This is a genomic window from Aeromonas sp. S19(2024), assembly GCF_041402625.1.
Classification (GTDB): Bacteria; Pseudomonadota; Gammaproteobacteria; order Enterobacterales; family Aeromonadaceae; genus Aeromonas; species Aeromonas caviae.
This window is the reverse complement of record NZ_JBGLQU010000001.1, coordinates 83816-96092: the sequence shown is the minus strand read 5'-3', so window position 1 is coordinate 96092 and position 12277 is coordinate 83816. Positions and strand designations below refer to the sequence as shown.

Below are 12277 nucleotides of genomic sequence, written 5' to 3'. Positions count from 1 at the left end.
TTACCTATTTGTCGGTCTGTTCGAGCGTAGTCATGCGAGCCTGCAGTGCTGCCAGCTCCTCTTTGAGCGCGCTGATCTCTGTTTCGTCATGTTGTAGGCGTTGCGAGAAGCCCCAGCCGCGATCGGGGCGATAAATCGTGGCCCAGATCCAGAGGAAGGGCCAGAGCACGTGCAGGGTGAACAGGCTGACCCAGCCTGCCACGTGAATGGCGTCCTGGTGGGGGTGATTACGGTGCTTGGCAATTTCATATGGAATATCGTGAATGACGATAATGCCATAGAACATGACCAAGACGACAAACACCAGGATCCCCAGGGCAATGTAGTCAAGTACCATCGATTTCTCCCGTCTGAGTCGCTAACAATGCTTCGATTGTCGAGTCGAGGCTTCGGCAATAATGACAGCATATGCCGTCGGTGCAAGTCTGCAATCGGAGAGTTGGTGTGGCGGTACAGGCATGGTTCATCGGTTGCTCATTTAACACACAAAATTGATTTGGTTAGATAAAATCAAACAGCAATGGATGCCCGGGCAAGGTGAGAGGTGAACCTGATGAACGAATGGTGCAGTGGCAAAGGATGGCGGCTTGGCCTGTTGCTGATCTGCCTGTTGTGGTCCCGCCTCGGCTGGACCGCCGAACCCAGAATGGAACCCAATGAGCAGGAATTGGCACAGACCCTGGTCCTGCTTCATGAACCCATCGTCATGCTGACGGCTAAATATGGCAACCTGGATGGGGCGGCCAGGGTACGGCTGGCCCATGAGCGAGTTCAGCGGATGGAGCCAAGCGACCTCATGACGCCTGTGGCCGTGACGAAAGGCAGCCGGCACGGCCAGGAGAGCCGGGAGTTTCTGGTCAATGGCAAGCGCATTCTGGTGTTGCTGGAAGGGGACCTTGATGAATTCGACGAGCTGACCCTGGATCAGGCGGCTGAACGTGTCCTGCATCGGCTCGACGGCGTGCGCATCAAGTATCTCGAGCTGCACTCGACCCCCTATTTGCTCAGAGCCGTCGGCTTGGCGCTGGTGGTCAGCCTGATCTTCTTCGGCCTCATCTGGCTGTTGCAGCGGGGGCATCGGCGAGTCAGAAAGTGGCTGGCCAACCGCCTGTTGCTGCAGAAGGGGTTGGTCCCCCACTCCTGGCGCCAGGTCACCGGGAATGTCGAGGTCCGCTTGCTCGGCCTCATTACTCTGCTGCTCATCTTCATGCTCACCTATGGCTGGCTGACCTATGTGCTCGGCCTGTTCCCCCAGACCCGGGCCTGGAGCTATCAGCTTGGGGAATCCCTGTTTGCCCTGTGTGGCGACATGCTGGAAGGCATGATTGCCGCCATGCCCGGTCTGGTAACCGTGCTGCTTATCGTGGTCATCACCCGTTTCTTCATCAAGATGCTGGCCATCCTCTTCGACCGCATCGAGCGTGGCCAGTTTCGGGTGCAGGGTTTGCACGCCGAGACCATAGGCGCCACCCGGCGACTGCTGTCAGTGGTGATCTGGCTGTTTGCCCTGACCGTGGCCTACCCCTATCTGCCGGGCGCGGATTCCGATGCCTTCAAGGGGATCAGCGTCTTCTTCGGCCTGATGGTGACACTGGGATCGGCCGGTATCATGAACCATGCCATGAGCGGCCTGGTGCTCATCTACTCCCGTGCACTGCGGCCAGGGGATCTGGTGCAGATCGGCGAGGTGGAGGGGATGGTGAGCGAGCTCAATGCCCTCTCGACCAAGCTGGTGACGCGCCAGGATCACGAGGTCACGCTGCCCAATGCGGTGGTGGTGGGGGGCAAGGTGGTGAACCTGACACGGCTGGCGGGCGAGAAGGGGGTGGCCCTGTTGACCAAGGTGACCATCGGTTATGACACCCCCTGGCGTCAGGTACATGCCATGCTGGAGCTGGCCGCGCGGCGCTGCACCCGGCTCAATCAGGATGAAGCTCCCCTGGTGCGGCAGTTGAATCTGCAGGATTGGTATGTGGAGTACGAGTTGCAGGTAAGAATGAAGGCGAACGAACTCCCTGCGGTGGTCAAGACGGAACTCCATGGCCATATTCAGGATGTCTTCAACGAGTTCGGGGTGCAGATCATGTCCCCCAACTTCATTGCCCAGCCGGAGCAGGCTGTGCTGGTGGCCAGGGAGCAGTGGTATCAGGCGCCGGCCCGGGCGCCCGATCCCGCCGAGCCCCCCGTCAGGGAGTGACCACAAAAAGCAGAGGCCCGGCAGCAATGCCGGGCCTCTTGTCATGAAGAGAAGCTGACGCCTCAGTTCTCCTTGGCCTCTCTCAGTTGGGAGGGCCTGAATTTCACCAGGAAGGCGAGGGTGATGAGGGCGGTGCTCACCAGACCGATGATGGTGGAAACATTCATCTCGAGGCCGAAACCGATGGGGGCGTTGGCCAGGTAGGTGATGACCACTGCGGTCATGAAGATGGCGGGAATGGTGCATACCCAGTGCAGCTTGCCTTCCTTGATGAGGTAGGCGGCCGCAGCCCACAGCATGATGACGGCGGTGGTCTGGTTGGCCCAGCCGAAGTAGCGCCAGATCACCCCGAACTCGGCCTTGGAGATGATGAAACCAAGGATGAACATGGGGATGGCGATGAGCAGACGCTTGGCCATGGGCTTCTGGGTCAGGTTCAGGAAGTCCGCCACGATGAGGCGGGCGCTGCGAAACGCGGTGTCACCGGAGGTGATGGGCAGGATCACCACGCCGAGGATCGCCAGGATGCCGCCCACGGTACCGAGCAGGCTGGTGGAGACTTCGTGCACCACGGCAGAGGGGCCGCCGCTGGCCAGGGTGGCGTTGAGTGCCTCGGTGCTGTCGTAGAAGGAGAGACCCAGGGTGCACCAGATGAGGGCGATGATCCCTTCCCCTATCATGGCGCCGTAGAAGATGAAGCGACCGGAGCTCTCGTTCTGCATGCAGCGCGCCATCAGCGGGGACTGGGTGGCGTGGAAACCGGAGACGGCACCACAGGCGATGGTGATGAACAGCAGCGGCCAGAGCGGCAGATCCGTCGGGTGCAGGTTGGAGAAGTCCATCCCGGTGTTGTAGAAGCCCTTGCCGGAAACGATGAGGCCGATGATGAGGCCGACCGACATGAACACCAGCAGTGCACCGAAGATGGGGTAGAAGCGGCCGATGATCTTGTCGATGGGGACGATGGTCGCGAGGATGTAGTAGGCGAAGATGGCCGCAATCCAGTAGACCAGATCGGTGGAGGTGAGGTTGGCGAGCAGGCCCGCCGGGCTCAGGACGAAGACCACGCCCACCAGCATCAGGAGCACCACGGCAAAGAGGTTCATGAAGTGCTTGGCGGCGGTGCCCAGGTGCTCACCGACCACGGTCGGCACCGAGGCGCCCCTGGCGCGTACCGACAGCATGCCGGAGAAATAGTCGTGGACCGCACCGGCGAAGATGCAGCCAAAGACGATCCAGAGCATGGCGACCGGACCATAGAGGGCACCCAGGATGGGGCCGAAGATGGGGCCGACGCCTGCGATGTTGAGCAGTTGAACCAGGTAGACCTTCTTGTCCGACATGGGGACATAGTCCACTCCGTCCGCCATGGTGATGGCGGGGGTCTTCAACTCGGGTTTGGGCCCGAATATCCGTTCGATGAATTTGCCGTATACGAAGTAGCCGGCTATCAACAAGCCGACACAGAGGAAGAACCAGATCATTGCTACGCTCCTGCTTTGTTATTTTTTGGTGTGCGCAGCCAGTGTAGGGGGGACTTCTGTTAACGGCAGGTGAAAGAGGGTGAGCGGCGACATGGCGACCCGAGCGGTTGCACGCTGTGATCCGGCGCACATCGCGCCCCGTTTTATTCCAGTCCCAGCTCGTCTTTGAGCTCCTTGAGGTAGCGGCGGCTGACCGGTACCCGGGCCCCGCTCGGGGTCACGATCTCCGCCAGCTGATTCTCCAGCAAACGGATTTCGAAGATGGCGGCCGGGGCCACCAGATACTGGCGGTGACAGCGCAGCAGCGGGGTCTTCTCCTCCAGGGATTTGAGGGTGAGCTGGGTGTGAAACAGCTCGCCCTGGCAGGCGACATGGACGCCGCCGAGATCGGAGAAGGCGTACTCCACCTGGGAGGTTGGGAGCAGCCGTACCCGGTTGTGCAGGTATCCGGGGATATGGTGGATGGTCGGGGCCAGGGTCCCGACCGGTTGCGGGGTGATGTCCTGCCTGAGCCGCGCCAGGGTCTTGGCGAGGCGCGCCGGCTCCACCGGCTTGAGCAGGTAGTCGAAGGCGTTCTCCTCGAACGCCTGGATGGCGTAGTCGTCGAACGCGGTGACAAAGACGATGCGGGGCAGGGGATCGAGCATGGCCACCAGCTCCATGCCGCTGAGCTTGGGCATCTGGATATCGAGAAACACCACATCCGGCTTGAGTTGCTGGATGAGGCCGAGCGCCTCGATGGCGTTGCCCGCCATGCCCAGGATCTCGATGTCGGGATCGCTGGCCAGCAGCTCTGCCAGCTCTTCGCGGGCATAGGGCTCGTCATCGACGATCAGGGTGCGGATCATGTCATCTCCTTGGTGGTGGTGCGGGGTTGTCGTGGGAGCGTCAGGGAGACCCGGGTCCATTGCTCCGGCTCACACTGGACGTCAATGCCATAGCGCTCGCCAAAGGCGCTCTTGAGGCGCTTGTCCACCAGGCTCATCCCCAGACCATCCCCCTGGCCGGATGGCTGCCAGGCCCCGGCGTTGTCTTCGACGCAAAGGGTGATCGCCTCGGGGGTTTCCCTCGCGAAGAGGCGAAGTCGCCCCTCTCCCAGCAGGGAGCAGATGCCGTGCTTGATGGCATTCTCGATGAGGGGCTGCAGGGTGAAGCTCGGCAGTTGCACCTCGGCAAGGTGGGGCGGGATCTCGTTGATGACTGTGAGCCGCTCGCCAAAGCGGGCCTGCTCTATCTCCAGGTAGGAGAGGCAGTGCTCCTGCTCCTCACGCAGCGTGGTCAGGCCGCTCTGGCGCTTGAGGTTGTTGCGAAAGAAGCGGGAGAGGTGCAGCAGCAGCTCCCGTGCCCGTCCCGGATCGCGGCGTGTAATGGCGCTGATGGTGTTGAGGGTGTTGAACAGGAAGTGGGGGTTTATCTGTGCCTGCACCAGCTTGAGCTCGGATTGCACCAGCAGGCGCTGCTGTTGCTCCAGGCGGCCTGCCAGCAGCTGCTGGGACAACAGGTTGGCGATCCCTTCTCCCAGGGTGTGATTGATCTTGAGGAAGAGCCGCTTCTTGGGCTCATACAGTTTGATGGTGCCGATCACCCCTTCGTCACCCTGCAGGGGGATCACCAGCACGGAGCCGAGCTGGCACTGGGGGGAGATGCTGCAACGATAGGGCTGGCTGTTGCCATCGGCGAACAGCACCTTGTTCTGGGCGATGGCTTGCAGGGTGATCGCCGAGGTGATGGGGGTGCCCGGCTTGTGGTGATCTTCCCCGGTGCCGATGAAGGCGAGGATTTTGTCGGTGTCCGTGATGGCGACGGCGCCGACGCCGGTCTCTTCCTGAACGATATGGGCTATCTTGCCGCTGGCCTCCGGAGTGAACCCCTGGCTCATGATGCCGACGGTACGGTTGGCGATGGTGAGCGCCTTGGCGGAGAAGACCCGGGAGAACTTTTCGTACATCCGCTGCTGGTCGCGGATCATGCTGATGAAGAGCGCCGCCCCGCAGGAGTTGGCGAGGATCATGGGGGTGGCGATGGTGCGCACCAGCAGCAGGGACTTGTCGAAGGGGGTGGCGACCAGCAGGATGATCACCATCTGCATGATCTCGGCCACGAAGGTGGTAAAGAAGGCGACCCTGGGCGCAAAGAGGTCATTGACCCTGCCTGCCCGCATCAGCCGCCAGTGAACCAGCCCCCCCAGCAAGCCTTCGCAGGTGGTGGAGATGGCGCAGGCGAGATCGGTGAACCCCCCCAGGGTATAGCGGTGCAGGCCGCCGGTCAGCCCCACCAGGCATCCCACCAGGGGGCCACCCAGCAGTCCCCCCAGTACGGCACCGACCGCCCGGGTGTTGGCGATGGCGTCATCGATGTCGAGGCCCACATAGGTTCCCAGGATGCAAAAGCAGGAGAAGATGACATAGATGAGCACCTTGTGGGGCAGCCTGACGGAGTAGTTGGCCAGGGGACGCAACAGGGGGCTTTTGGAAAAAAGGTAGGCGATGACCAGGCTGACGCTCATCTGCTGGAGCAGAGAGAGGACTAGTTGCATAAAAAAGCTTCCTCAAACACCACGCCGGAGCCGGGCGTTGTCATGACGCAGGGTGAGCCTGAGCCCGTCTTGATGCGGGCTGCGGGCTGAACGCTGCGGCAGTTTGCCAGAATGGAAAAATAAAACCATATAAAATCAGCACGTTAAATTGATATTTGTGTAATCGGTGCCCGCTTGATATTGCTGATGCGAGCATGAAGGTATCCACCGGATACGCCACACGGAGGTGGCATGCTCCGCCCGGCCATCGGCTGGGCGTTTTTTATCCAGCTCCAATGGTGGACGATTTCGAGGGGACCTGAGCAATTATTCAGGTTTGTCCAATGAGTTATCCCCAGCTTCTGGGGATAACTCAGAAGGCGAAATAGTAACAGACCCGCCGACCCAGACCGAAAAAGGCGCGTTGCGCGTCGTCCAGCTCTTCCTGTCTGAGGGTGGCGACGATGCTTCGCGCATCTTCCCGCAGATCGATCATGACCACCCCTTCCGGCCGCTGTCCCTTGAGGTAGGGCAGCACCTTGGGTCTGAGGGGCATGCTGGGCTCGGTGGAGAGCACCAGGGCCAGGGCATCGTCATCCAGGCGCACCAGGGAACCCGGTGGATAGACCCCCAGCACCTTTATCAGCAACCTGACCTGGGTTTGCTCGAACTTCTTCTGGGAGAGCTTGTAGAGCTGGCCGATCACCTGGCTGGGTCCCGGCGGGTTGAGGCCGCTGCGCGGATGAAGCAGCTCGTCATAGTGATCCACCAGCCCGATGAGGCGGGCGAGGGGGGGGATCTTGTCGCCCTTGATCCCGAGGGGAAAACCGCTGCCATCGAGGCGTTCGTGATGCAGGTAGGCGACCTCGCGGATCCTGGGTTCGAAAGCCTGCAACTGGTTGAGCATCTCCAGTCCGTACTGGGGGTGCATGTTGAGGAAATTCTGCTCCGCCTTGCTGAGCTCCCCCCGCTTCTGGATGATCTGGCTCGGGATCCTGAGCTCGCCGATGTCGTGGAGCAGGCCCGCCAGACCGGTCTCCTCGATCTCGACGGGATTCATGCCAAGCTCCCGTGCCATCAGCATGGCGATGAAGGCCACGCTCAGGCTGTGTTGCAGCAAGGTATCCGTGTTCTGGCTGCGGATAAGGTGCAGACCGAGCGGCCCCTGGTGTTCTGCCAGACGGGCGGCGGTGCTGCGCACTATCTGTGCGGTATTGGCCAGGCCTTCGTCCGGCTTGAGGTTGAGGGCGCCAAGGGCGTCGCGAAGATCTGACAGGGATTGACCGAACGCCTTGTCCGCGATGCGAAGGGAGCGCCTGAACGCCTTCTCATCGAAGGTGGGGCCCTCAGAAGAGGGGGCGGTATCCCCGGTGTCGCTCATCTCAAGAGAGGGAACGGGTTCGGCCCGCAGCAGGGGCTCTACCGGCAGATCGCTCTTGTCGGGATCCACCATCAGCAGGGTCAGGTCGAGGTGGCGGATGATGTCGAGCTGCTGCTGGTCCTTGATTTTGAAGGCGTTGAACATGAAAGGGTGGCTCGTCCATCCCGTGGGAAGATGGATGTAGTGGCCGACTCTCAACTGCTCGATGGAGGCCTGTATCAGCGCCATGGACTAGCTCTTCTGTCGAATTTGCCTATCAACAAGCTAGCAAAATTAAACAGATAGACAAACAAAAAAGCCCGCGCATGTGCGCGGGCTCTTGTCATCCGTGGCGTTTATCAGGCCTTGGATTTTTTCTTGTTGTCCACCTTGGTGTCGACCTTGGCTGCAACCGGGGCGGCAGCAGGGGCTTCCTCGATGAAGGGACGACCGTAGTAGGTGTCCATCAGGATGGCTTTCAGCTCGGTGATCAGCGGGTAGCGCGGGTTGGCGCCGGTGCACTGGTCATCGAAGGCTTCCAGGGCCAGCTGGTCTACCTTGGCCAGGAAGTCCGCTTCGTTCACGCCGGCTTCGCGGATGGAGGCCGGGATCCCCAGGGTGGCCTTCAGCTCGTCCAGCCAGGTCAGCAGCTTCTCGATCTTGGCGGCGGTACGGTCACCGGCAGCGGTCAGGCCCAGGTGGTCAGCCACTTCGGCGTAGCGACGGCGAGCCTGCGGACGGTCGTACTGGGAGAACGCGGTCTGCTTGGTCGGGTTGTCGTTCGCGTTGTAACGGATGACGTTGCTGATCAGCAGGGCGTTGGCCAGACCGTGGGGGATGTGGAACTCCGCACCCAGTTTGTGGGCCATGGAGTGGCACACACCCAGGAAGGCGTTGGCGAACGCGATACCGGCGATGGTGGCGGCGTTGTGCACCTTCTCGCGGGCAACCGGGTCGTTGGCGCCGTTGATGTAGCTGGAGGGCAGGTAGTCCTTCAGCAGTTTCAGGGCTTGCAGCGCCTGACCGTCGGAGTATTCGTTGGCCAGCACGGAGACATAGGCTTCCATGGCGTGGGTCACGGCGTCGATACCACCGAAGGCACACAGGGATTTGGGCATGCCCATCACCAGGTTGGCATCCACGATGGCCATGTTCGGGGTCAGCTCGTAGTCGGCCAGCGGGTACTTCATGCCGGTGGCGTCGTCGGTCACGACCGCAAACGGGGTCACTTCAGAACCGGTACCGGACGTGGTGGTGATACAGACCAGTTCGGCCTTCACGCCCATTTTCGGGAACTTGTAGATACGCTTGCGGATGTCCATGAAGCGCATGGCCAGGTCTTCGAACGCGGTGTCCGGGTGCTCGTACATGACCCACATGATCTTGGCGGCATCCATGGGTGAACCACCACCCAGGGCGACGATCACGTCCGGCTTGAAGGAGTTGGCCATCTCGGCGCCCTTGCGGACCACGGACAGGGTGGGGTCGGCTTCCACTTCGTAGAAGATCTCCACTTCCATGTTCAGCTTCTTGAGCAGGCGAACCACTTCATCGGCATAGCCGTTGTTGAACAGGAAGCGGTCGGTCACCACCATGGCGCGCTTCTTGCCTTCCAGGTCGCCCAGGGCGATCGGCAGGGAACCACGACGGAAGTAGATGGATTTCGGAAGTTTGTGCCACAGCATATTTTCTGCCCGTTTTGCGACTGTCTTCTTGTTGATCAAGTGCTTGGGACCGACGTTCTCGGAGATGGAGTTACCACTCCAGGAGCCGCAACCCAGGGTCAGGGACGGGGCCAGCGCGAAGTTGTACAGGTCACCGATACCACCCTGGGTGGAGGGGGTGTTGATGAGGATACGGGCGGTCTTCATCTTGTCGCCGAAGTACTTGATGCGGTCGGCATTGCGATCCTGGTCGGTATAGAGACCGGAGGTGTGGCCGATACCACCGATGTTGACCATGTCGCAGGCCATTTCGACGGCTTCTTCGAAGTTCTTGGCACGGAACATACCCAGCGTCGGGGAGAGTTTCTCGTGAGCGAACTCGTCTTCTGCGCAGAGTTCCAGACCTTCACCGATGAGGATCTTGGTGGTAGCAGGCACGGTCACACCGGCCATGGCGGCGATCTTGGTAGCAGGCTGGCCCACGATGTCGGCGTTCAGGGCGCCGTTGATCAGCAGCACTTTACGCACCTTGTCCGCTTCGTCCTTGGAGAGGATGTAGCCGGCGTGGGTCGCGAAACGCTCCTTGACCTGGTTGTAGATGGAGTCGACCACGATGACAGCCTGCTCGGAGGCACAGACCACGCCGTTGTCGAAGGTCTTGGACATCAGGATGGAGGCGACGGCACGCTTCACGTCGGCGGTTTCGTCGATGACGATGGGCACGTTGCCCGCACCCACGCCGATGGCGGGTTTGCCGGAGGAGTAGGCGGCCTTCACCATGCCCGGGCCACCGGTGGCCAGGATCAGGTTGATGTCGTCGTGACGCATCAGGGCGTTGGAGAGTTCGACGGACGGTTGATCAATCCAGCCGATGATGTCTTTCGGCGCACCGGCAGCCACGGCTGCATCCAGTACCAGCTTGGCAGCGGTATTGGTGGAGTTCTTGGCGCGGGGGTGCGGGGAGAAGATGATGGCGTTGCGGGTCTTCAGGGAGATGAGGGCCTTGAAGATCGCAGTGGAAGTCGGGTTGGTGGTCGGTACGATACCGCAGATGATGCCTACCGGCTCGGCGATGGTGATGGTGCCCATCTCGTCGTCCTGGCTCAGGATGCCGCAGGTCTTCTCATCTTTATAGGCGTTGTAGATGTATTCGGAGGCGAAGTGGTTCTTGATAACCTTGTCTTCGATGATACCCATACCGGATTCAGCCACGGCCATCTGGGCCAGGGGGATACGGGCGTTGCTGGCGGCCAGGGCGGCGGCACGGAAGACCTTGTCTACCTGCTCTTGCGAGAAGCTGGCGAATTGACGCTGTGCTTCTTTGACGCGGGCAACCAGTGCATCCAGTTCAGCCAAATTGGTTACTGCCATGTTTATCTCCTGATGATTTGAAAACTGTTTAGTAAGACCTTGGCAATGCCCGGCAATTATAGCCACCTTGTCAAGGCAAGAATCACCATAACGGGGTATTTACATGCCTTAGTAAACTGTTTTCTGGCTCGATTATAGGGTCGGGATGTGTCAGAAAAGATTGATCTGGATCATATGTAACAAAAGAACAAAAGAAATTTTGTTTCACCCCTTGTCGCACCACTATGTTACGGGAGTGTGTCATCCTTTCTTGGCATCACGAGCGGCTGTCACGCGCCCTTGGAATATCTGTTCAGGGAAGGGGGTCCGATGAATTCTCGCCTTGACCGGGATGGAGGAGGCGGTATCGCCGTGATGGTGGCAGAACGTCCACTCCCCTGACGTTTCATTTATGTTGAGAAAGGGGTTGTTGTTTTCATCCAGTCGCCCTGGCGAAACAGCACATCTGGCGGTGGCAGGGAGCGCGTCACCTCTTCACAGCGGGCCCCGCTTGCGCCGCACCAGGGTGAGAAAGGCCAAAAATCGGGGTCACAGGAGCGGGTGGGGGCGGCAAGCAGGCGTGGTGAGAAGCAAGGGTGCCATTTGCCGAAAATATCGTTTCTTGGCTGAGGGTTGATATAACGCGCTGCCATGGCACCCGGCGATGTTAATGGCGGCCTCTCTCCCTTAACAACCCGATATGTTGAATTTTATCGATACATTAGCGGAACTAACTAAAAAGCCCCGGTAAGGGTGAGATTATTTGATTGGAGAAGGGAAAAGCCATGGTGTAAATTTACGCGCAGTTTGGGGGCTGGCCCCTTGTGGCTCGTATTGGTTCTGGATGGCGCCTATGGCAGCAATAGACTTCTCTTTATACCTGAAATTTTTCGTCGGCCTGTTCGCGATCATCAACCCGCTGGGTCTGTTGCCGGTCTTTGTGAGCCTGACGGGCCACATGTCGCCGGAGGAGCGACGCAAGACCAACACCACCGCCCACATTGCCGTGATGATCATCCTGATGGTCTCCATGTGCATGGGACAGCTCATCCTCGACAGTTTCGGCATCTCCCTGGCGTCGTTTCGCATTGCCGGTGGCTCGCTCATCACCCTGATCGCCTGGTCCATGCTGCAGGGCAAGCTGGGGGAGGTGAAGCACAACAAGCAGGAGAAGGGTGAACTGGCTGCGCGTGAATCCATTGCCGTGGTGCCCCTGGCTCTGCCGCTGATGGCCGGACCCGGTGCCATCTCCTCTTCCATCGTCTATGCCAGCCAGAAGACCCTGCCCCAGATGGCCGGCATGTTCGTGGTGGTGGTGGCGTTTGCCTGCTGCTCCTGGCTCATCTTCCGCGCCGCTCCCCTGCTGTTCAAGCTGATGGGCAACACCGGCATCAACGTGGTGACCCGTATCATGGGTCTCATCATGATGTCCCTTGGCATCGAGATCATCGTGGCGGGCATCAAGGGAGTCTTCCCCGGTCTGGTGTGAGCCAGGTCCGTTTTTGTCGGAGCCGGTCCTTGTGACCGGCTTTTTATTGTTTCTTTTTTGTTGGTCATTTCCTAGAATCGAGCGGCCTTGTACGAAAAATGACCGCTGCGGGATATTTAAATGCTGAATAAATGGTTTTAAGTTGTTTTTTTGACCATGAAAGCGGCCTGTTCCTGATGATATCTATTGCATTATCAGAATTGTCAGGGAATTATGCG

At 59.8% G+C, this 12277-nt stretch carries 8 protein-coding genes; 2 read left to right on the top strand and 6 right to left on the bottom strand.

From position 1 onward, the window contains the following. Positions 1 to 4: 4 nt before the first annotated feature. Positions 5 to 337, bottom strand: a complete 333-nt coding sequence (locus tag ACB037_RS00405) for a DUF3302 domain-containing protein (RefSeq protein ID WP_039038991.1) — start codon at positions 335 to 337, stop codon at positions 5 to 7. Positions 338 to 553: 216 nt separating this feature from the next. Here ACB037_RS00405 and ACB037_RS00400 point away from each other — a divergent pair, with 216 nt between their 5' ends. After that, positions 554 to 2197 (top strand): mechanosensitive ion channel family protein, encoded by a 1644-nt coding sequence (locus ACB037_RS00400; RefSeq protein WP_371174751.1) that lies wholly within the window; start codon positions 554 to 556, stop codon positions 2195 to 2197. A gap of 62 nt (positions 2198 to 2259) precedes the next feature. Here ACB037_RS00400 and ACB037_RS00395 read toward each other — a convergent pair whose 3' ends face one another. From ACB037_RS00395 to adhE, 5 genes are all read right to left on the bottom strand, one after another. Continuing rightward, the gene (locus ACB037_RS00395; protein WP_049636408.1) at positions 2260 to 3681 is read right to left on the bottom strand and encodes a carbon starvation protein A; all 1422 of its coding nucleotides are present in this window, start codon (positions 3679 to 3681) and stop codon (positions 2260 to 2262) included. 143 nt (positions 3682 to 3824) lie between these two features. Next, positions 3825 to 4529, bottom strand: a complete 705-nt coding sequence (gene btsR, locus ACB037_RS00390; protein WP_010674324.1) for a two-component system response regulator BtsR — start codon at positions 4527 to 4529, stop codon at positions 3825 to 3827. Further along, positions 4526 to 6217 carry a LytS/YhcK type 5TM receptor domain-containing protein gene (locus tag ACB037_RS00385; protein ID WP_371174750.1) on the bottom strand — a complete coding sequence of 564 codons (1692 nt, stop codon included), beginning with the start codon at positions 6215 to 6217 and terminating at the stop codon, positions 4526 to 4528. The genes btsR and ACB037_RS00385 overlap by 4 nt, the downstream gene beginning before the upstream one ends. Before the next feature lie 352 nt (positions 6218 to 6569). After that, positions 6570 to 7805: an HD domain-containing phosphohydrolase gene (locus tag ACB037_RS00380; protein ID WP_323899907.1), complete on the bottom strand. Its 1236-nt coding sequence runs from the start codon at positions 7803 to 7805 to the stop codon at positions 6570 to 6572. A 110-nt stretch (positions 7806 to 7915) separates the two neighbouring features. Then, positions 7916 to 10591: a bifunctional acetaldehyde-CoA/alcohol dehydrogenase gene (adhE, locus tag ACB037_RS00375; protein WP_041215422.1), complete on the bottom strand. Its 2676-nt coding sequence runs from the start codon at positions 10589 to 10591 to the stop codon at positions 7916 to 7918. Between the two features lie 832 nt (positions 10592 to 11423). Here adhE and ACB037_RS00370 point away from each other — a divergent pair. Next, on the top strand, positions 11424 to 12059 hold the full coding sequence (locus ACB037_RS00370; protein ID WP_010674328.1) for a YchE family NAAT transporter: 636 nt from the start codon (positions 11424 to 11426) through the stop codon (positions 12057 to 12059). The last annotated feature ends 218 nt before the right edge of the window (positions 12060 to 12277 follow it).